General features: G+C 64.8%; 16 protein-coding genes. 6 read left to right on the top strand and 10 right to left on the bottom strand.

Annotated elements, in window-relative coordinates; genetic code table 11:
- The 9 genes from BDD21_RS16360 to BDD21_RS16320 all read right to left on the bottom strand — a co-directional run bounded on the left by BDD21_RS16360 (position 1) and on the right by BDD21_RS16320 (position 12,858).
- Positions 1-468, bottom strand: coding sequence for a Uma2 family endonuclease (locus BDD21_RS16360; protein ID WP_120798048.1), 468 nt, complete (start codon positions 466-468; stop codon positions 1-3).
- Positions 469-514: 46 nt separating this feature from the next.
- Positions 515-1,933: an acetyl-CoA carboxylase biotin carboxylase subunit gene (locus BDD21_RS16355; RefSeq protein ID WP_120798047.1), complete on the bottom strand. Its 1,419-nt coding sequence runs from the start codon at positions 1,931-1,933 to the stop codon at positions 515-517.
- A gap of 292 nt (positions 1,934-2,225) precedes the next feature.
- On the bottom strand, positions 2,226-2,702 hold the full coding sequence (locus tag BDD21_RS16350; protein WP_120799971.1) for a DUF29 domain-containing protein: 477 nt from the start codon (positions 2,700-2,702) through the stop codon (positions 2,226-2,228).
- Between the two features lie 159 nt (positions 2,703-2,861).
- Positions 2,862-4,205 carry a four-carbon acid sugar kinase family protein gene (locus BDD21_RS16345; protein WP_120798046.1) on the bottom strand — a complete coding sequence of 448 codons (1,344 nt, stop codon included), beginning with the start codon at positions 4,203-4,205 and terminating at the stop codon, positions 2,862-2,864.
- Positions 4,206-4,362: 157 nt separating this feature from the next.
- Positions 4,363-6,594: a phosphoketolase family protein gene (locus BDD21_RS16340; RefSeq protein ID WP_120798045.1), complete on the bottom strand. Its 2,232-nt coding sequence runs from the start codon at positions 6,592-6,594 to the stop codon at positions 4,363-4,365.
- Positions 6,595-6,998: 404 nt separating this feature from the next.
- Entirely contained in the window at positions 6,999-7,385 is a 387-nt protein-coding gene (locus tag BDD21_RS16335; protein ID WP_211335076.1) for a hypothetical protein, read from the bottom strand.
- Positions 7,357-9,057: a dynamin family protein gene (locus tag BDD21_RS16330; RefSeq protein WP_120798043.1), complete on the bottom strand. Its 1,701-nt coding sequence runs from the start codon at positions 9,055-9,057 to the stop codon at positions 7,357-7,359. Before BDD21_RS16330 ends, BDD21_RS16335 begins: the two co-directional genes overlap by 29 nt.
- The gene (locus tag BDD21_RS16325) at positions 9,054-10,940 is read right to left on the bottom strand and encodes a dynamin family protein (protein ID WP_170164784.1); all 1,887 of its coding nucleotides are present in this window, start codon (positions 10,938-10,940) and stop codon (positions 9,054-9,056) included. Before BDD21_RS16325 ends, BDD21_RS16330 begins: the two co-directional genes overlap by 4 nt.
- Entirely contained in the window at positions 10,933-12,858 is a 1,926-nt protein-coding gene (locus BDD21_RS16320) for a dynamin family protein (RefSeq protein ID WP_120798041.1), read from the bottom strand. Before BDD21_RS16320 ends, BDD21_RS16325 begins: the two co-directional genes overlap by 8 nt.
- A 336-nt stretch (positions 12,859-13,194) precedes the next feature.
- Between BDD21_RS16320 and BDD21_RS16315 the strand changes: the two genes are divergently transcribed.
- Positions 13,195-14,508: a nucleoside recognition domain-containing protein gene (locus tag BDD21_RS16315; RefSeq protein WP_120798040.1), complete on the top strand. Its 1,314-nt coding sequence runs from the start codon at positions 13,195-13,197 to the stop codon at positions 14,506-14,508.
- A 272-nt stretch (positions 14,509-14,780) separates the two neighbouring features.
- On the opposite strand, the gene BDD21_RS16305 is transcribed toward BDD21_RS16315, so the two are convergent.
- On the bottom strand, positions 14,781-15,938 hold the full coding sequence (locus BDD21_RS16305) for a hypothetical protein (RefSeq protein ID WP_120798039.1): 1,158 nt from the start codon (positions 15,936-15,938) through the stop codon (positions 14,781-14,783).
- A gap of 306 nt (positions 15,939-16,244) precedes the next feature.
- Here BDD21_RS16305 and BDD21_RS16300 point away from each other — a divergent pair, with 306 nt between their 5' ends.
- The 5 genes from BDD21_RS16300 (at position 16,245) to BDD21_RS16280 (ending at position 21,785) form a co-directional block, all read left to right on the top strand.
- Complete coding sequence (locus BDD21_RS16300) at positions 16,245-17,786, top strand: ATP-binding protein (RefSeq protein ID WP_120798038.1); 1,542 nt, start codon at positions 16,245-16,247, stop codon at positions 17,784-17,786.
- Between the two features lie 7 nt (positions 17,787-17,793).
- Positions 17,794-18,591 (top strand): IclR family transcriptional regulator, encoded by a 798-nt coding sequence (locus tag BDD21_RS16295; protein WP_120798037.1) that lies wholly within the window; start codon positions 17,794-17,796, stop codon positions 18,589-18,591.
- Positions 18,592-19,268: 677 nt separating this feature from the next.
- Entirely contained in the window at positions 19,269-20,225 is a 957-nt protein-coding gene (locus tag BDD21_RS16290; RefSeq protein WP_120798036.1) for an AAA family ATPase, read from the top strand.
- Between the two features lie 16 nt (positions 20,226-20,241).
- Entirely contained in the window at positions 20,242-21,159 is a 918-nt protein-coding gene (locus BDD21_RS16285; protein ID WP_120798035.1) for a DUF58 domain-containing protein, read from the top strand.
- Entirely contained in the window at positions 21,159-21,785 is a 627-nt protein-coding gene (locus tag BDD21_RS16280) for a DUF4381 domain-containing protein (protein WP_120798034.1), read from the top strand. The genes BDD21_RS16285 and BDD21_RS16280 overlap by 1 nt, the downstream gene beginning before the upstream one ends.
- Positions 21,786-21,791 lie beyond the last annotated feature (6 nt).

The following is a 21,791-nucleotide window of genomic DNA, read 5'->3' as shown; positions in this document are numbered from 1 at the left end:
TCAGGCCAACCGTCGCGGAAAATCCGGCGCCAGTACGGAATGCGGTTGCTCGCCCTCCGGTGTATGGAAGCGCAGCGCGCCTGTGTCGTCGCACAGCCAGACCTCCAGGGCGCCTGCCTCGAAGTACAGCGCGCGCTTGGTTGCCAGCTCCCCATCGGTATTGCTGCCCGAGAGCACCTCGACACAGATCTCCGGCGCCAGGCGTTGATCCGCCAGCAAGTCCGCTTCCCGGTCCTTCGAATACCAGACGACGTCCGGTGTCTTGGTCCCCAGCCGGGTGTCGATTGCGAACTCCGGCGCGGCGCGCCCGCTCGGGAGACACTGGCGCAATCGCCATTCGATCTCGCCCTGCCAGATGGCATGGATGCGTTTGTGCGGCGACATGACGATCTGCCCGTATTCGTTCGTCTCGATCTTGTAAGGCAAATCCTTGAGCGCGGGATCGGCGACAATCTCTGACCATTGCATGATGTCGGAGCTCTCGGGTTTGGATGATGTCGGGGTTGGGCCCGGACTAGAGACCCGCATGCGCCGCGACGGCGGCGGCGAGGGCCGCGGCGATGTCTTCGCGGCGGCGCTTGGTCGAGTAGTTCAGAAGCTCCGGATGCGCCTCGAGGAATCCGGTATTGAAGTGTCCGGAGCGAAAATCCGGATGGCGCAGGATCTCTTGATAGAAGGGGATCGTCGTCTTCACGCCGTAGAGCCCCATGTCCCGCAAGGCGCGGTGACCCCGGTTGACCACGTCGTCCCAGTTGAGTGCCCAGACGATGACCTTGGCCAGCATCGAGTCGTAGTGCGGCGGAACGGTATAGCCGGTGTAGATGGCACCGTCGGTGCGCACGCCCGGGCCGCCGGGGGCGTAGTAGCGCGAGATGCGCCCGAAGCTGGGCAGGAAGTTGTTTTTCGGGTCTTCGGCGTTGACGCGAAACTGAATGGCGTACCCGCGCCGCCCGATCTCATGCTGCTTGAAGCGCAGCGGCAAACCCGCCGCGATACGAATCTGCTCCTCGACGAGATCCACGCCCGTGATGGTCTCGGTGATGGTGTGCTCGACCTGGATGCGGGTGTTCATCTCCATGAAATAGAAACGCCCGTCGTCGTCCAGTAAGAACTCGACGGTGCCCGCATTGGTGTAGCCGACGGCCCGCGCCGCAAGCACCGCCAGCCCGTTGACGTACTGGCGCTGCGCCTCGTCGAGCTGCGGCGACGGTGCGATCTCGATCAGCTTCTGGTTGCGCCGCTGGATGGAGCAGTCGCGCTCGAAGAGATGCACGCAGTTGCCGTGATGATCCCCGAGGATCTGCACCTCGATGTGCCTCGGATTGACCACGCAGCGCTCCAGGAAGACCTCGGCCCGTCCGAACGCCTTGGTGGCCTCCGAGATGACGCGCTCGAAGTTGTTGCGCAGCGCTTGGGGATCGTCGCAACGCCGGATCCCGCGCCCGCCGCCGCCCGAGGTCGCCTTGAGCATCACCGGATAGCCGATCTCCTCGGCACAGCGCAGCGCGGCGTCCAGGTTTTCGAGATTGCCGGGGCTGCCGGGCGTCACCGGAACACCGGCCTTCTGCATCGCCAGCCGCGCCTCGGTCTTGTCGCCCATGCGGGCGATCACCTCCGCGGTCGGACCGATGAAGGTCAGGCCACGCCGAACACAGGCGCGGGCCAGCTCGGGATTCTCGGACAAAAAGCCGTAACCGGGATGAACCGCGTCGCAGCCGGTAGCGACGGCGAGATTCACGATGTTGTGGACGTTGAGATAGCCGGCCAACGGATCGCTGCCGAGGCTGTAGGCCTCGTCGGCCTTCTTGACGTGGAGTGAATGCCGGTCGGCGTCCGAGTAGATGGCCGCCGAGCGGATGCCCATCTCGGCACAGGCGCGAATCACACGCACCGCGATCTCGCCACGATTGGCGATTAGGATCTTTCGAAGCATCGGTTTGCCTCTGGAGCGGCCGGCAACGCGGCCAAGGAAACGGGGCGAGATCGGCTCGCGTCTATGCTGCTGCGCAGCAATATAACGAATACGGGGGATTCTGCAAGGGATTCGATAACGGGATCAAATCTGCTTGGGCCGCTGCTGAGCACCGATCCGTTTCCGGGATCTCTCACGGAGACACGGAGGCACGAAGGAAAGATCTCGGATTCTCCGTGCCCTCAGTGTCTCCGTGAGAGTTCGGAATCCGATTACGACAACGACAACGACGCATTTCACTCTGGACGTGGGTTTACGAACTCGGCCAGTAGCTATCGTCGAGCAGTTGGTCGATGGCGTAGGGACAATCCTGCGGAAACGTCGCCTCGGGAAGCCCTGTCTCGGCAAGTGCGTTGCGACGGGCAAGCGGGTAAGCCTTATCGATGAGAGCCGGCAGGGCCGGGCGAAGGCTCGGACTGTCTTCGAGGATCTCGGCCGCCGCAGCGCGCGCATTATTGACGGAGAGTCGCCAACTCGGGCCACGCAGCCCGGGCTGAAACTGCCATTTCAGAAGGTGCAGCGTCAGGTTGCACAGATGGCTCGTCAGGGACCGACGCTCGCTTTTTCCCAAGTCCTCCAACTCCTCGGCAAGGTGCAGGGCGTCCACCTGCGAGAGACGACCTGCTCTCAACAAAGCGGCATTCGCCGCGGCCCACCCGACCAGGTCGTCATCGTAGGCGGGATAGGGCGCGCGAGCGTCATCCCGGGCAGTGGGTTGCGGTCTCGGCATCGCTTGGCCCCGGATCATCGTGGTGACGCCCATGAGTATGGCCCGCCCCCATCCAGACCGTCAAACCACCACGAAATGAGACAAATCATTCTCTAAACCGCGCCGACTGAGAGCTGTCTAAATCGCTGCGAGGTTGCATCCCTGCGAAAACCGCGCGCATCACACGGGGCGCGGTTTAGAGCCGGCGAGGATCCGATAAGCCTCCGCCAGCGCCTCGTCCCCGCCCACATTGCCCGGAAAGATCACAACCGGCAGATTCGGATAACGTGGGTGATCCTCCGGACAGCGCACCACCGAGCAGCCGGCGCGGATCTGTCCGAGGACACGCGCGGTCCGCAGTGCCAGGCCCCGGCTCAGGGTATCGTTGGAGGTGATGCCGCCCTTGCTGATCAAGAAGCCGATCTCCTGGGGGAGATTCCGCACGATCTTGACCAGAAAACCGGAGACCCGCTCGCCGAAGGCGAGCCGTTCCGCCGTGCTCGGGAACTGTCGCTCGCCTCGACTGGTAAAGAGCACGACACCCCGACCCTCCTGTTGGGCGGTCTCGAGCCGGCCGAGCAGGTCCTTCAGCAGGGCGTCCTCCTCGGTGATCAGACGGTCCAGGTCGATCTCGACCGGGACAACGTCCGTGTGATCGATGAGATGGCGAAGCTGTCGGGTCGACGTCTCGACATGCGATCCCATCACGACCACGCCGGGCCGCCCGTCTCGGACATACGTCGACATGGCCGCCGGGGCGACCGGCTGGGGCGGCAGTGCGGCCAGCGCGGTGAGCAGGCTCGCGGCGCTGCGAAACAGGAAGCGCTTGCCCTCGCCCGTCGCCGCCAAGACCTGGCGGGCAAAGCCGTCGAGATCCGACTGGCGCTCGGCGTCCACCACGCCACAGACGTTCCCGGTCAGGGCGCGCAGCCGCGGACCCAAGTCGCCGCGGACATCCTCCAGGCCGAAGCGCTCGACCGCCTGCGCCTCGATGCGCCCGTCGGTCTTCTCCTCCACGTAATCGGGCAGAAAGGCGTGACTGAATCCGAACACGGAGTCACGCGCAAACTCGGTCTCGTTAACCCGCACGGGCACCCCGTCGACCATCAAATAGTGGACGCCGTCGCGCGTGATCCGTCCGCCCTCGAAGAAGGCGGGCACCAGGAAATGCGCATCGAAGGGGCCGAGTTCCTCGGCGACGACGTCGGTCTCGACCGGATAATGGCCGCGCAGCGTGGAGTCCGAGCGGCTGACGATCAGCGGCTGGATCGCCCGCCCGTCCGCCGCGAGCCGATCCATCGCCGTGCGCAGGTTCACGCCGATCTCGCGCGTCACCCGCGCCGCCTCCGCGGCGTCCATGCCGCGGGTGTTGCTCAGGACGAAGAAGAGCGGCGAGGCGTCGTCGAACGCCTCGATCAGGGTCTGCGGATCCCAGCGCGTCAGCAGCAAACAGCCGTGGACGGTTTGGGAACCGGTCGGGTCGTCGTCGATGACGATGATCTTGGTGTTTGGGTGGCTGGTCATGGGAGTCATCTCCGCCCGTCGCATGTTGGGATTTTAGCCACGGAAGGACACGGACGAGGAGAGTCGTCTTTCTATTCCGTGTCTTCCGTGTGCTTCCGTGGCAACTGGATCTTTCGGCGCACGCGCGTGGCGTGCGCCGATCACTGACCCTCTCCCGTCAGGCGGCGCTGTCGAGTGCCGGGCGACCCGCGGCGATCAGGTCGCGAGCGCGCCTGTCGAGCGAGTCGGCGGTGATGCCGTTGAAGGCCATGATCTCGGTCGGGCTCGCCGTCGTCTCCCCACGCTGCCACCCGAACAGATCACGCGCGGCCGCACGACTGCGCAGAAGCACCGGCTCCAGGGCGACCGTCCCGCCGCCGCTCACGCCGATCAGTGCATCGCCGTCGAAGAGTGCCTGGAAGTCGGCGTCGGACATGAAACGATCATCCGGCTCGGCCGAGTGGCTCCAGGCCACGTCACTCGGACGATAGAGCCGACGTGGGTTGACCACGGCGACGATGCGCACCCGATAGCCGGCGGCCTCCAGCGTCTCCTTGGCCGCAAAGACCGGCAGCGCGACCATGTCCCCGGTCACCGCGAAAACCACCGTGCCGGCCGGACCATGCCCCGTATCGGCGAGACAAACGGCACCCTGCTCGATCGCCTCGCGCGCCTGCTCCGGGGTCGAATAGACCGGCAGCGCCGACTTGGAGGCGATGATGCTGATGCACTTGTTGAACTGCTCGGTCGCCCAGCCATAGGCGGCCTGCATTTGATTGGCGTCGGCTGGGTAGAGCAGATAGACGTTGCCGTTGCGCATCTGACCGCCGATGTAGTTCTCGATTTCGGGGCGTTGATGGGTCCAGCCGTTGCGGCCCTGCTCCAGCGCGCCGGCGGTGAACATGGTTACCAGGGCCGGGGTCTTACGTCGCAGCTCCGCCATCGCCTGGCCGACCGTCTGCACGATCGGCCAGCCGTTGATGGCGAAACTCTCGTAGGACAGCCAAAGCGAGCGACCGCCGAAGAGCGCCAGACCGGCGGCGAATCCGGCGCAGGCGTCCTCGCTTAGGGGCTCGTAGACCTGACCGGTCGGGGACTGGTTGTAGAGCCCGTCCTCGGTCGGATGGCGGATCTTCAGCGCCTCGTTGATCGCCTTCATGTTCGACGCCTCGTTGCCGTCGGCGTTGGTCACCACGAACAGCGGATCGCGCCGGCCCAGCTCGGCCACCATCTCGGCCATGGCGCTCGCCGGCACCGCCTTCTCGCCCACCGCAAAGGCGCGGGTCGGCAAGGTCCCGATATCGCCCGGCAACCTTTCGGACTCGGTCACCGCGGTCTCGCCGGCCGGTCCGCCGCCGGCGCGTTGCATGTTGGTCCGCACCAAGGCCCAGGCCTCCGGGGCCAGCGCGCCGCGCTCCAGTGCGGCGGCGATGTTCGGCTTGGTCGCGTTGTCGCCCGGATAGAGATTGTGCGACTTCGCACCCGTGGCATGGACACCCGCGCCCTTGAGTTGCTTGACGATGAAACAGGTCATGGTGCCCCCGAGCGCGGAGGTTTCCGCCTCCTGCATGCCTTCGAGCACCGCGCGGGTGAAGGCCGACCGGGCGGCGTCGCCGAAGCGCGTGCTGTCGACATACTCGCCCTCCTGCCCGGCATCGTCGTAATCCTTCGCATCGATCAGGATCACCCGCCCGAAGTCGTGCGCATGCCAGTAGGCCAGCATCCGCGCGTTGTCCATCAGCGAGACCATCGAGTGATGCTCCTGACTGAAGCCGTTCCAGATCAGCACCGGCAGGAAGTTGGTCACCTCCGGGTAAGCGGTATGGAAGTGCTTGAAGGCCGAAAGGATATAGGGCTCGCCCAACCCGCCGTCGCCGATCGTCACGGGGAAAAGCGCCTGGCGATGCAGATAGGCCGCGGCCATCGCGAAGTGCTGGCCCTGGCCGAGCGGACCGGCCGGGGCGAGCAGACCCGGGATGGCCCCCGAGAGGTGACCGAGCAGCCCGTCGCGCTCGCGGAACCGCGTCTGGAGCTGATGCATGTCGTTGATGCCCATCGCCTCCAGAGAGCCGTCCAGGAACATGGCACTGTAGAAGCCCGGCGCGTGGTGACCGACCTCGGTCAGGATGTTGGTGTGCCCGAGCATCACCAGCGCCGCATAGGCATCGGCCGAGCTGGCGAAGCCGCCCGGATGACCGGACTCCTTCGAGGCGCAGAGCTGCAGGGTCGTGTAGCGCAGGGCATCCGCCATCAGCCGGGTCTGATAGACCGCCGCGGCGTCGATCTCCTCGATCCGATGGGCGCCCTCCGGGATTGCCGGGCGTGCGCCGAGGCGGTCGAAGTCTGGCGGCAGGTTGGCGAAGTGCAGCACGCCGTTGCAGAAATCGGGCGTCGTCGCGGATGCGGTCATGGTGTCTCTCCTCGTTTCTAGTCGTTTCTGGTCGGTTGTCGCGTCGGGGCGGGAACGCATGCGCCGCGGCGTTGGGAGCAAACTAGAAACGCAGAGGAAATTCCGCAATAGGTAATCTATTTCACAATACGGAATATTTCTCGCGAGCGAGAAATATGATAATACAATTAATATCTTAAAATATTCTCGCTCGAAGAAGGCACGCTAATATTTGATTTCACAATGTAAAATATTGTGATTGTGACGAATCTACGCTTCATCGGGATGCTTGGACAAGCGCGCCTGCCGGGAGAGTCTCTTGTTTGCGAACACAAATAGACTGAATCAGCGTGCCACGCCTGCTGGAAGGCCGCTCGTTTTCCGTGTCCAAGGTTTGCCGAAGCGGAACTTTCGCGGCGCTGACATCAGGCATTGGCCGGTATGGCGGCGGTAAGCGGGTTGTAGACGTTCTGGAACCGGATGTGGCAGGTGTTGTGTTGGTCGGAAAAAAAAGCGATGTCCATAAGGCCCATCCATTCCCTGCGATGGACATCGTGAATGATGCGGAGGAAATACAGCCTTAACCGAGTGTTGCCTATCTGATTGAACTTCTCGGTAATGCCGGTGGGACCGGCGCGGAACTCCCAGTCTGCCGCGGGAACCGCGAGCAGGTTACCGAGTCGGCGCAGCAATTCCAGCCAGCGTTCGCCGGGTTGGTCCTTATGCCAGGCCACTGCCCAGGCCACCGCGTGGAGCGCCTGCATGAAGCACAGGCGCTCCTGCTCAGTCAGCGTCAGTGCCGGTTGCATCATGGTTACTCCAAATCTGTTGGGCCTTGGTCAGGCGTTCGCCCGTCCCTCGGTGCAGGTCAGCCAATTGCGCGAGCAGACCAACGCAGCAAGGTTCGCGGGCGATGCGTTCGAGGTCCAGCCGGAAATCCCGTTCCAGAGCCTCCCGCAGTTGTTGTTGGCGGTATTTGGGTAGGGTTCCTACGGTGCCGGAGTCCCCGACCGACAACACCTTATCTTCGTCGATACTCAGCGAAAATCTCCAGTCGACAGCCTCGAATTGGACACCCAGGTGATCGAGCAGCTCCACCGTGCGTTCCAGCCCCGACAGGCTGTGGTCGCTGATGCGGTTGCTGGCGTCGATCAGTCGCCGCAGCAGCAATCGGTCATAATCGCGCAGAGCCAGCACATCGGCGCGCAGGGCTGCCTGCTCAGCGGGCAGCGTGCCCTGCACCACGTCGAGCAAGCGGATGGACTCGGTCAGGTGCTGGATCCGCCACTTGGCGAGACACTCCTCATAGAAGCAGGCCAGTGCATGAAACGCCGCTACCAGCGGTGCGCGGGTGTATTCCATGAAAAAGGAGTTCACCGATGCGATTCCCATCGGCAAGGCTTGACGCCCATCAGCGCCGTGTTGACGCAGGGCGTCGTCCAGCGCCCTAATCTGCGGTGCAAGCGCCGTGTGCAGGTCGCCGAGACGTCGCACCGCGAGGGCTTCGACATCGGTGAGGGCCTGCAGAGCGTCACAGCGTCGCTCCAGTTCCTGATACCGCGCTGCCTCGTCGGTCAGCGCCGTGCCGAGGCGCTGCCACTCGTCTCCGACCAGGTTGCTGGACCACAGGGTATCCAGATTGAAGATGTCCGCACCCAGACGGGACTTGGTCTGCTCGAACCTGCCTGCCCAGAAGTCATCGGTCTGCCGGCAGGAGATCAGCTCCACGGACCGGGACTCGAAGAAGTCCAGAAAGCCGATGTCGCCGAAGTAGTTCTCGAGGCTGCGACGGGATTCCTCCCAGGCAGCGGCATCGGCCACGTTCACGTCTGCCTTATTGACGATCAGCCAGATGCGCTTGGCCCGCTCCTTGAGCAGCCGCAGCTTCTCGAACTCGGTCTGCTTGGCCGGCTGCAGCGCATCGGTGATCCAGAGCACGAGATCGGTGCTGTCGAGAATGCCGAGCGTGCGGTTGTCCATTGCCAGATCGTGATTGAATCCGGGGGTATCGACCAGTTGCAGCCGGGTCAGCAGCGGCTCGTCCAAGAAGACCCGAACCTCGCGAATGCGCGCAAGGTCCTGGGCCACGGCGATGTCGTGGAGCTTGGCGGCCCGTTGCAGCTCGGCAAAGTCCTGATGGCTGATCGTCGTCGTCTCGATGCCATCGGCGACCTCCCGGTCGATCTCGACCGGCCCCGCGGCGCCCGCTGCCCCGTAGACGAGCCGGGTAATGGTGGCGGTCTTTGGCAGGATCGCGACCGGCAGTGCGTCGGTGCCGAGCAGGCGGTTCAGAAAGCTGGACTTTCCGGCGCTGAATTCGCCCATCACGACCACGGTCAGCGGTTCCCGCGCCAGGTGTTGAATGCGGCGAGTGATCTCGCCGATGGACGGGTGATGCCCGGCGAGGACCTTGTCGATCCTGCCTGCCAGAATGACGCGCTGGTCATTGCGGAGCACTCCGCCCTTCATGGATTGGCTCATCATGGATTCACCCGCAAGGTCAGCCGCTGGAGGGCATCGCGCAGCGCACGGAGTGCGGCGCCCTGGTCCTCGATGTGCTGGATGGCGTCCAGTTCCGCAATCGTCTCCCGCCAGGTGCGGCTGATGTCATCATCCACGTCCGCGCAGATCTGCGCGATGCGCTGGGCCTGATTGGTCTTAAGCTGGTCGAGGGTCTTCCATTTCTCATCCTCGACGCGCTCGGCCAGTTGGGCACAGGCAGCGCGTACCTGCTCCGCGAGTTTGGTCTGGTCGTTCTGCCGCAGAAAGAAGGCCGCCGCGATCAGCAGGCCGCCGATCGCTATCGCCGGCACCCCGAGGAGCATGAAACTGGAGGCGGTCGCGGCGGGGGCACCGGTGATGAAGGTGCCGACAGAGGCCAGGATGCCAGGGGTCGCCGTGGTCAGGGTCGCGGTCTGCCAGAATGTGCCCGCACCCAGCAGGAGTCCGGCAAGACCGACCCCGCCGGCGAGTGGAGCCGCCTGCGCGAGGGGGTTGCCGTCCAGACCCTGCCAGCGCAGCACATATTCCTCGATCGTGACGGCGGTGCTCGGCAGGGCGCGAATGTCGGCCTTCTTCTGTTCGATCGTGGCCTTGAGACGCGTGAGAAAGGCGGCGTCCAGATCGCTCATCTGTCGGGCCGCCTGCTTCTGTAGCCGGCTGATGCGTCGGGCGAGAAGGTCGTTGACGTCCTTGGTCGAGCGCATGGCGAGTGCCTCCTGTTGCAGGGCTGCGACATCGGCCTCCAGCCCTTCGAAGAGCCGCTGGAAATCGACCCGGTAGGACTGAAACTCGACTGCGAGCAACCGACTGAGACCCGCGAGGAAGACCTCGCGCTGCTGCTCGTAGTCCTTGACCTCCTGCTGCAACTGCGCGCGCCGGCGCGATTGGCCCTGGGCGTCTAGCCCGAGCAGCGCGAGGCGGTCGTCGAGTAGTCCGAGATATTTCGCCACCTCTTGGTTGAAGCGAGCAACCCGCAACGCCAGCACATCCGTCGACTTGCGAGCGCCAAGGACATCCCAGACCTCTTGCTGAATTAATGCGGCGTTCTCGCCGGTCTTGGCCGAGACCGGCAGGATCGGGATGGGCTGGCCGGTCAAGGCCGTCCCTCTCCTGGCCAGCGACGCCTGGACCTGCTGGCGGATATAGTCCAGAACCTCCTCGCGCTCCGATGCTGGGACGCAATCCCAGTAATTGACGATGATGAAGAGTCGACCGAGCAGGTCCCGGATCAGTAGCTCGCCGTCGAAGAAGTCCTTCTGATACTTGGTCCAGGGTTTGTCTGCGTTGATGAAGAAGAGCACCCCATCGGCCTGATGCAGATAGTCCAGCGTCAATTTCATGCGCTCGGGGTTCGGGTCATTGAGTCCCGGGGCATCAACGATCTCGACCCCGGCGGCGAGCCGGGGCGCGGGGGCCTCGACGATGACCGGGAAAGCGCGATCAGTCACCTTGTCCTTTGCCGCGGTGGAGACCCAGTTTTTCAGGGTCTCCGCGATGTTCTCCGTCACCTCCTCGGCCTCCAGGTCCGCACCCTCCTGCACGGAGGGCCGAAAGCGGATGGCCCGCGTCTGCGCGCCGAAGCGGATCCGGGTCGGCAGTGTCGTGGTAGGCCAGGCCCAGGCCGGCAACAGGTCCTGCTCCAGCAGGAAGCGGTTGATGAAGCTGCTCTTGCCCGTGCTGAAGTCGCCGACACAGAGCACCCGGAACAGCAGGTCTCCGGTCAGCGCGTCCCGAGCGCCGCGCAGCAGGGCCAGGTCCGCTTCGGGTTCAGGCACCACCCCGCGCTCCGCGATCAGCGCGATCAGCCGCTCGTAATGATCTTGAAGCTGTTGTTTGCGGTGCGCAAAGGTCTCGAAGTCAGGCATGAGGGGAGTCCTCCGGGGCGTCCAACCCAGGGCGTCTTTGCGGGAGCGGGATGGCAGCGATGAACCGGCCGCGTAGATCCGCAAGCCCTTGCCGGGCATCGCGCAGCCGGTCGCGATCCAGCCGCGCGACCTGCAGTCGGCGCTCCTCCAGCAGCAGGGCCTCGGGGAAGCGCGCCGTGAGCGCGCCCTCGATCAGCCGTGCCGGGTCGACGGCCTGGTCGAGTCGGGTCGTGATCTGCCGACGCAGGTCCTCGACCAGCGCCCTGAGTTGTGCCTCGTAGTCCGCCCGCGTGCGTTGCTCCTGCCAGTTGCGGGTGAGGTCGCGGAGCCAGCGGTAGCCGCCCATGGTGCCGCTCGCGATGCCCGTGAGCAGCCGCGGCAGGCCGGTGGCCGCCGCGCCGAGCCCGGCGCCGACGAGTGCGCCGACGGCACCGCCGATGACTGGGATCATGCTGGCCAGCCCGGCGGTGACGGCCAGCGCACCGGTCGCCCCGAGCACCCAGGGCAACGCAGCGCTGACCACCAGGTAACCGGCCGTGGCCAGGCTGGTGCCGGCGAGCAGTGGTCCGACGTCAAGTCCATGCCGAATCCCCTGCAGCCGGTCGCTGGTGCGCGCCACCACCGGCGCGATACGCTGATCGAGGTCCGCGAAGGACTGCCCCAGATCATCGCGAAAGACACAGAGCAGGGGCGCCAGGCGCTCCTCCACGGCCACCCGCAGACGCTTGGCCGGTCCGTCTCCGGCGAGATCATCCAGGCTTGCGGTGCCGACCCAGGTCAGAAGCGCCGTCTCGATGCCCGCGAAGGCGTCGGCCACATCGGCCAGCAGCGTCGCCTTCCGCTCGCTGACACGCTGTTGCAGGACGAGTTCGTCCTCGCGAATGGCGACCCGGAACTCAGTTACGGCAGCGGTGATGGCGATGATTGCCCGCCCCTGCTGCGCGTCCTCATCGCTTGCGGCGTCCAGGGCAGCAGTGAGCTTGCCAGCCGCCGACTCCGCCACCGTGCGCAGCAGACCGTCCGCGCCCTCGTCCAGCAGCGCCTGCCGACGCGTCGTGGCCCAGACATGAACCGCGGTGAGTAGCGCCGCGTGCTCGTTGGAGGGTGCGCTCCCGCTCCCATCACTCGCGTCGAGGACCGGGTCCAGGCTCTGCCGGGCGCTGCAGGTGAACACCCGCTCGCGGAGGGATCTGATCGGCCAGTTGCGCAGCTCCCCGAGGGTGCGGGTCACATACGCCCGCAGCGCAGCGACCTGCTCCGGGGGCTGGCTGTCGCAGAAATTAATGTTGAAGAAGAACTTGTCGAGATCCTTGCGGCGCACCAGATGGCCGAGAAAGTCGCTCTCGGAGGCGGTCAGCGCCTGCTGGGCGCGCAGCATCATGACCACCACGTCCACCTCATCCATCAGGTCGAAGATCACCGTCTCGCTCATCGTGGCGGCGTCGTTCACGCCGGGCGTGTCGTAGATGACGAAATCCGACCAAGGCGCCGGGATCGGCAGCGCGAGATCAAGCGGCTGACCCGTCTCGGCAAGTTCGCGCACCGCATCTCGGGTCAGTGGACGTGATGCCGGGGATTCAGCGCCCGTGTCCACGGCATCTGCCCAATCATCGTCGGCAACGGCGACTTTCGGCGGATCATCGCTGTGGCGAAGGCGCATCACCTGCCGGGTGGTCGGCAGGAACCGAGCCGGCAGCAGATCTTGGCCCAGGATGGCGTTGATGAACGTAGACTTTCCGGTGCTGAACTCGCCGATCACGGCCACCCTCAGCGGGCGATCCTGCTCCGCACGCAACTGGTCGAGCAGGGTGCGTTCGGCGGCCAGATCCAGCGGTGCGAGGCCCTCGATACCGCCGGCCTCGTCGAGTAGGGTGTAGAGCGTTTGGAGGCGGTCAGCGATGGGGTCGGCGGGTTCCATGGGTAGCGAGGCCCTTGATTGTGCTGGGCAGCGCGCCGGATGTAGCGGCCGGGGCAGCAACCGGCGCAGTATAACGCCGCGGGATTCAGGTCGCAGGTTCGGTCATACTTGCGAGCCCGAACGTGACCAAGCCCTTTCGACTTGAGTTGGCCGGTGAGCTGAATCCACTTATAGCGCTTGGCAAAGAACGTCTCCCCATCGTTCTCGAAAACGTCGATGACGACCGGGCGGCAAAGAGAATTCAAAACCTAAACCGCGTCACCGACCGAGGTCGCAGGATGCGGCGACATCAATCCCAGCCCCAAACCAACACATGGCGCACGTGACGCGGTTTACATGAACGGGATCTTCTTCGGCATCGTTCTGATCGGCTTTCTCACCACCGCCTGGCGGGAGCTGACCCTACCCGTGGTCGAGGGCACACAGACGCCCATGGCCGTGCTGTCGAGCGAGATGCTGGGGGCCGCGAGCGGTGCGGTGGAGTTGGCCATCGGCTTGGTCGGGGTGATGACGCTGTTTCTCGGACTGATGAAGGTCGCGGAGGCCGGCGGGATGCTTGTCGTCATCGCACGCCTGATCCGCCCGCTGATGACACGCCTCTTTCCGGAGGTGCCTCCCGATCATCCGGCGATGGGGGCCATGATCCTGAACATGTCGGCCAACGCGCTCGGGCTGGGCAACGCAGCGACCCCCTTCGGCATCCGCGCGATGCAGGAGCTCGATAAGCTCAATACGCGGCCCGGCACGGCGACCAACTCGATGGCGCTCTTTCTCGCCATCAACACCTCGAGCGTGACCCTGCTGCCGACCGGCGTGATCGCATTGCGCGCCGCGGCGGGATCGAGCGATCCGGCCGGGATCCTGCCGACGACCCTCTTCGCGACCTTGTGCGCTACCATCGCTGCTGTTGTCGCAGCACGTGTCTATCAGCGCTTCGCACCACTCGGACCGCTCGAGCCAAGCGCACCGAACACGGCGACGGCTCCGATCGAGAACACAACGGCCGGCAACGATCAGCCCGCCGATCTACCCGCCGACTCCGGCACCTACCCGGTGTGGATCTCGATCCTGGCCCTGGGTGGCGTGGTCGCGCTCATCCCGGCAGCGATCCTCTGGGGCGACCGCGTCTCGCCCTGGATCGTGCCCTCGCTGATGCTGGGATTTCTGCTGTTCGGGGTGATGCGCGGTGTGCGCGTCTACGAGGTGTTCGTGGAGGGCGCCCAAGAGGGCTTTCAGGTCGCGCTGCGGATCATTCCCTATCTGGTCGCCATCCTGGTCGCGGTCGCCATGTTCCGCGCTAGCGGTGCAATGGACGTGCTGATCAACCTGCTCGGCGGTTTCACCTCGCGGGTCGGCCTGCCCGCCGAGGCCCTGCCGATGGCATTGCTCCGCCCGCTGTCGGGCTCCGGCGCCTATGGCATCATGGCCTCCATCATCAACGACCCCGCCATCGGCCCGGACAGCTACGTCGGCTATCTGGTCTCGACCCTACAGGGATCGACCGAAACCACCTTCTACGTGCTCGCGGTCTATTTCGGCGCCGTGCGGATCCGGCGGATTCGCCATACGCTGGCCGCGGCACTGACCGCCGATCTGGTTGCTGTGATTGCGGCTGTGGCCGCGTGTTGGTTTCTTTTCGCTGGCATTTGACGCGAGGTCGAGTTTGCCTTGCGGCTCATCGAGCACGGCTGTGTTGCCGACCGTACGAAGGTAATCGGTCGAATCTCGTGCCTTCACGCGGCGGGTCTGTTCCCTAAGACAAGAGTAGGCGTTGCGGAACACATGACGAAAGCCGCGAAAATCCTGCAAGAGCCGGTACAGCTCGTCATCGATTTCGATGTCGGCGCGCAGCAGTGCGACATGCGCTCCGGCGCAAGCGGAACAGATCTGAGCCGGCCTCACGTCGCCCTTACAATCTCAGTTCATCTCGTGATCACCGGACGGACCGAGCGATCGAAACCCGGTTTTGCCTGGCCGTTCTTGCGGAGTCGACCCAGCCACCGCCACGGCACCCAAACGAAGGCCCCGAGTGCGACCAGGAAATACAACACCCAATCGGGCACATTGACGAACAGACGCGCAAGCAAGTGAATGACGTCGCCTTTGTAGACCATCTTGCTGCCGCGGGCGGTGAACTTCGCAAACCTCAGTGCACCGACCTTATCGAGGACATGCAAACCGCCTTTGCCGTAGGTCGCCGCCAACTTGATGCTGTCGACACCCAGATCCCCGGCGCGCTCGGCAGCACGGACGAAACTGTTGCCGCCGATGCGATAGAGGGTCGCACTTTGATCGCCGAAGGTGTCGGCAAGCTTGGCCATACGGCGCAACGACGCGGCGTCCGTGGTCTTGCTCAACAGGTTCAAGCCGCCGCGGGTCTTGGCGAGGCGATAGACGTCGCTGAAGAGGTCGGTGACCGCGTCGAGCTTCTTGGTCTGCTTGACCGTCTTGGCACCTTGGATGATGGCTTTGCCGAGCCAAGGCGGGAGCTTGCCGAGCTTTCGCGCGGTCTTGAGGATGATGATGCCGCCTTTCGCGGTGGTGCTTGCCGCAACGCTCGGCGCGGCGGCCCCGGCGGTGGCGGCGGTCGCCGCGCCGCTCGCGAGCTGTGCGGCGGTGGCGACCAGACCGATGGTCGCAAGCGCGGTGATGACCTCGTCGACATCTTCGCCTTGAGCGAGGTTGGTCGCTTGTTTCGCGAGATCGCGGATGTCGCCGATGACGAAGAGGTCGGTGATGACACTCGCGGCTTGGCCGACGGTTTCGTCGCTGGTGCCGTTGAGCAGCCCTTCGGACAACTTGCCGGCCTGATAGCTCACGCTGCTGCGTACGGCCTCGATCTCGGCGTGCAGCGCTTGGGCGGCCGGATCCTGATTGACATAGTCGTACGCCATAAAGAAGTCGAGATAGTCGGCCGCATCGGCATAGCGCTCTTCGGCCACCATCGCCCGCGTCTCGGGGACGGGATCGATACGGCTCAAGGCCAGGACGCTCAATTGCGCCTGTTGCCAGAGCACACCTGCCGCGATAGCAGCCAGGACCAGGAGGGTTAGCTTGACGGGGAGCTTGAAGATCAACATGGGTATCGTCCTTGGATGATCGAAAGGGTCCGCGTGCAGTCGGCGGTCCGCGTCGAAATATGGTTCATTCGATCGATGATGACTGTGCACCGGTGCTCATGTCGTGACCTCCCGAGAAACGGCAAGGCTAGGGCGTTCGGCCAGGGGGTCGTGCCCATAAACCCGGCCCGCTCCCTGGTCAGAGCGGTCGGCCTGTCTTTCGAGCAAAGCCGGCCGAGGCCGCCGGTGTTTCCGTGCCTCGGGTTCGTCGCATGCTCGCCAGGGTCTACAATCCCGGGATGTCCCCACGCCGTTCAGACCCATGCCATGACCCGGAAGATCCTGCCCATCGGCATCCAGACCTTTCGCGAGATCCGCGACGGTGACCACTATTATGTCGACAAGACCGATTTTGCTCGGCGTCTGATCGGCGAGGGCAAATATTACTTCCTCTCGCGCCCGCGACGCTTCGGCAAATCGCTCTTTCTCGACACGCTGGGCGAGCTGTTCGCGGGCAACGAGCCCTTGTTTCGCGGCCTTCACATCCATGACCACTGGGATTGGACGACGCGCTATCCGGTTATCCGATTGAGCTTCGGCGGCGGGGTGATCCGGTCACCCGATGAACTCGAGGGCAAGATCCAAGATCTGCTCGACGAGAACGCTCGGAGGCTCGGCATCAATGCGGACGGGCGGACCTTGTCCGGGCGTTTCGCCCGTCTGATCCGCGAGGCCGGGCAGGAGCGGCGCGTGGTGGTCCTCGTCGACGAATACGACAAGCCGATCCTCGACAATCTCGCTCACCCGGAGCTCGCCCGTCAGCTGCGCGACGAGCTGCGTAACCTCTACTCGGTGATCAAGGATTCCGACGCCCATATTCGCTTCGCCTTTCTGACCGGGGTCAGCAAATTCAGCAAGGTCAGCCTCTTCTCGGGGCTCAACAATCTGCGCGATATCACCCTGTCACGCGAGTATTCGGCCATCTGCGGCTATACGGAGGCGGACCTGGACTGTATCTTCGCCCCGGAGCTTGAGGGGTTGAACCGCGAGCGGATCCGACTCTGGTACAACGGCTACAACTGGACCGGCGAGGCCGTCTACAACCCCTTCGATGTGCTGTTGCTGTTTAAGGAGCGCCAGTTCCGCCCTTGGTGGTTCGAGACCGGCACCCCGACCTTTCTCGTGGACCTGCTCACCGAACGCGAGACCTGGCTCCCCCGGCTCGGCCACATGGAGACCGACGCCACACTGCTCTCCGCCTTCGAGGTCGACCGCATCGCGACCGAGGCGCTGCTCTTCCAGAGCGGCTATCTCACCATCGAGCGCGAGGAGGAGATCAGCGGCACCTATTTCTATCAACTGCGCTATCCCAATCGCGAGGTCTACCAGAGCCTCAACGGCGCCTTGCTCAGCGCATGGACGCCGCCCGACCAGACCGAGGTCCAACATCGCAAATCGCTTCATCGCCTGCTGCTGGCCAATGACTTTGCCGGACTGGAGCGGCTCTTCACCGCCTTCTTCGCGAGCATCCCCAACGATTGGTATCGCAACAACCCGATCGCCCGCTACGAGGGCTATTACGCGAGCGTTTTCTATGCCTATTTCGCCGCACTCGGATTGGATCTGACCCCTGAGGAAAGCAGCCACGCCGGCCGGCTGGATCTGGCCCTGCGCTTCAACGGGCAGGTCTATCTGTTCGAGTTCAAGGTGGTCGAATTGGAGCCGGAGGGCCGGGCTTTGCAACAGATCAAGGAGCGCGGCTACGCGGACAAATACCGCGCGGACGGCCAGCCCATCCACCTGATCGGCGTGGAATTCAGCCGCGAGCGCCGACAGGTGGTCGGCTTCGCTGTCGAGACCTTGGATTGAGCCGACCATGATCGATCAATCCAAACCCGATCACATCCAAGCCCACATCCAGGTCATCGACCGCGCCGCCGCCCTCCTGGACGCCATCGCCCGTTATTCCGAGCCGGTGAGTCTCAAGATTCTGGCTGCCGAGACGGGGCTTCATGCCTCGACCGCGCATCGCATCCTGGCATCGCTGATCCAGAACCGGTTCGTCGAGAAAGACGCGGTCGGGCGTTACCGTCTCGGGCTGCGGTTGCTGCAATTGGGTGTGAGACTGCACGCCAACGTCGATGTCCGCGCCATCGCCCGACCCGTGATGGAGTCGCTGCGGGATCGCCTGGGCGAGACGGTGAACCTGACCATCCGCGAGGGCGACGCCGTGGTCTACATCGAGAAGGCGACGCCGAACCGGATGATCCACGTGCAGCAACTGGTTGGCTCGCGTGCCCCGCTGCACGTCACTGCAGTCGGCAAGCTGATGCTGGGTGCCGCCGGCGAGGAGGCGATCCGGGCCTATGCCGCACGCACCAATCTGCCCGCCTACACCCGCAACAGCGTGAGCACCCTCCCCCGCCTACTCGCCGAATGCCGCGAGTCGCTGGAACAAGGATACGCCTTGGACAACGAGGAGGCCGAGCTCGATGTCGGCTGCATCGGCGTTCTGCTCTACGACAGCACGGGCAACGTGAGCGCAGGGCTGTCGGTCTCCGCACCGATCGAGCGCCGCCGTCTCGAGTGGACCGCGGATCTCATCGAGGCCGCCGAGCGTCTCTCCGCGCAGCTCGGTCATCAGCCGCCGCGACCGCAAACCCAACCGGCCTGATCGGTCCGCCGCTTCGGCTGCGACGGGGACGCTTGCGGGATCGCACCGGTCCGCCACCCGACACGTCGGCCGGTCGAGCCGCGGCGACGCGACCCGGGGCCCCTCACTTTTCGCAACTTAGCCGCAACACCTCCGCCCCGCACTCGCAACTGCGCGGCAACACATCCGCATCAGTAGGCATTTCGGAGATGCCAACAGAACCTGTGGATAAGTCTGTGTAGAATCTCTGATCAAGGCGCCCGAAGGCGTGCGGTTGCTCAGGCGAAAACAGATCGGTCAGATCTTGATCGCCTCAAATATGCGATTTTAAAACAATGGATTGACGTTTCGTGAACGATCTGCACCCAAAGACCTCGGAGATCATTGACTCGGTGAGAAGGCGCTCCGAACCCATGTGTACAACCGGTTTGTCAAGGCTTGCACGACGTCCCGGCGCCGTGGAGTCGACGGACGGACATCGCCACCGCAAGCGCATGATCCGACGTGAGTCGAGGCGGCACGCGATCGGATGAAAACATCTGAATATACTGATAAATCGAGCAAGCCCGCTGGTCCGGACGAGGCTTGCACTTGCCCCGGAAAAGGCACAGCATAAGCGGCCGGACGCGACCGATCGGAAGAATCGGCGACGGCCCCCTTCTCAAGCAGTCAGCCACCCGGACACGACGTAAAAGAGCATGACGCCAAGCGATCTCAAGCCCGTTCGCGACCACATCGCCTCCCGCATCATCGGACAAGCATCCTTCATCGACAGCATGCTGATCTGCCTGCTGAGCGACGGGCATCTCTTGGTCGAGGGCATGCCGGGTCTGGCCAAAACCACCGCGGTGAAGGCCCTGGCCGATGCGCTGCAGGGCGACTTTCACCGCATCCAGTTCACCCCGGATCTCTTGCCCTCGGACCTCATCGGCACCGATATCTATCGGCACGAAAAGGGCGAGTTCGAGTTCCGACCCGGCCCGCTCTTCCACAACATCCTGCTCGCCGACGAGGTCAACCGCGCACCGGCCAAGGTCCAATCGGCCTTGCTGGAGTCGATGGCCGAGCACCAGATCACGGTCGGTCTCAAGACCTATCCGCTGCCCAAGCTCTTCATGGTGCTGGCGACCCAAAACCCGGTGGAGCAGGAAGGCACCTATCATCTGCCCGAGGCGCAGCTCGACCGCTTCCTGATGCAGGCCGTCGTGACCTACCCCAGCCGCGACGAAGAGCTGATGATCCTCGAACTCGACGCCCGACAACAGAAGGAGCCGGAGACCGCCCCGGTCGAGCGTCTGAGTCAAGCCGATCTCTTCGCCATGCGCCGCGACGTCGCAACCCTCTACCTGGATCCGAAGCTGCACAGCTATATCGTCGACCTGGTGCAGGCGACCCGCCAGCCTAAGCTCTACGACTCCGATTTGGGGCGCTGGTGCCGGTTCGGTGCCTCGCCGCGCGCCAGTATCGCGGTCGCCCGCTGCTCCCGCGCGCGGGCTTGGCTCGACGGCGACGACTTCGTCGCACCGCACCATATCCAGGCCGTCGTCCCCGAGATCCTGCGCCATCGTCTGCTGCTGACCTTCGAGGCCGAGGCCGAGGGGGTGACTACGGACGTCTTCGTGAACCGACTCCTGACCCTGGTGGCCATCCCCTGACATCGGCCGCCGTACGATGAGTCTCTATCCCCGACTCGACGACCTGCTGGAGCTGCGCCACCAGGCCCATACGCTCGGGCTGCCCTCCCACCATCTCGTCAACTCGACCTTCGCCGGGCTCTATGCGTCGGTCTTCCGCGGGGCCGGCGTCAACTTCGAGGAGGTGCGCGAGTACCGCGAGGGCGACGACATTCGGTATATGGATTGGAAGGTGACGGCCCGCACCAACGAGCCGCACATGAAGATCTTCCGCGAGGAGCGCGAACGCTCGGTCGTGCTCTGTGTCGACAAGGGTCCGCACATGGCCTTCGGCACGCGCGGGACCTTCAAGTCCGTGCAGGCGGCCCGCGCAGCGGCTCTCATCGGCTGGGCAGCGAGTCGGCTCAACGACCGGGTCGGCGGACTGGTCTTCGGCGATCCATCCACCGGACTTCAGCACTTTCGCCCCTCGCGCGGTCGCCGCGCGCTCTGGCAACTGCTGCGCGCCCTGACCGTGCCCGGCGCCGAGCTGGATCCATCGATCGACTGTCTCGGCGGTGCGCTTCGGCGGGCGACCTCGGGGCTACCCACCGGCTCCCTGGTCTTCGTCATTGCCGATCTCAACCGCGATGCCATGGGGTTGGAGGCGATCCTCGGTGATCTGGGGCAACGCAACTCGGTCGCACTGATCCCGGTCGACGACCCGGCGGATTGGGAGATCCCGACGATGGGCATCACCACCTTCACCGGCACCGACGGCACCCTGATCGAGGTCGACACCGACGACCCGCAGGCCAGGCGCAGCTATCGCGAGGCATGGGAGGAGCGACGCGCCCTGCTCCAGGCGGTTGTCCATCGCCTGGGGATCATCCTGCTCCCGGTGCGGACCGACGCCGAGATCCATCTCAGCCTGATCCGCGCCTTGGAGCAGCGGGCGCGCTCGCGGGCGGTGTGATGGACCCGATCCTCGCCCCCTCCCCGCCCATCGCGATGCTGCGTGATATCCACGGCATCCCGCCCATCCCCTGGTGGCCGCCGGCCCCCGGCTGGTGGTTGTTGGCGATCGCCCTAACGCTGTTTGCCCTCTTGGTGTGGCGCGCGCGTGCCCGGATCAGTCTGCGCATCCCCATCCCGGGCATCACGCTGGGCAGTTGGCGTTGGGAGGCCGCAGCCGCGCTCCGCGATCTCAGACGCCGCGCCGGCAAGGGGCAGGACCCCAAACAGACACTCGGAGAGCTCTCCGAGCTGCTGCGCCGCATCGCCATGGCGCGACTCGGGCGCCCGGCCTGCGCGGGTCTCGTCGGGACCGCCTGGCTCGATTGGCTCGCCGCGCACGACCCGAACGGCTTCCACTGGCACGAGCGCGGTCGCATCCTGATCGACGCGCCCTATGCACCGGCCGGCGCACTGCGCAGCCGCGTCGGCATGAAGGATCTCCTGGCCCTGATCGACGCGGCGCTCGCCTGGGTCGAGGTCCGGGATGCGCCGCAGGGTCGGCGCCACGGCCTGAGGCAACGCGCGATCCAGAGCCTGACCCGGCGCGTGCCGTGGCTCGGAGCGCGGGGGAACGCCCGTGGGTGAGATCCG

Origin of the sequence: Thiocapsa rosea, assembly GCF_003634315.1 — a bacterium.
Lineage (GTDB): Bacteria > Pseudomonadota > Gammaproteobacteria > Chromatiales > Chromatiaceae > Thiocapsa > Thiocapsa rosea.
The sequence above is the reverse complement of the archived record's forward strand: the minus strand, read 5'-3'. Positions and strand labels throughout refer to the sequence as shown.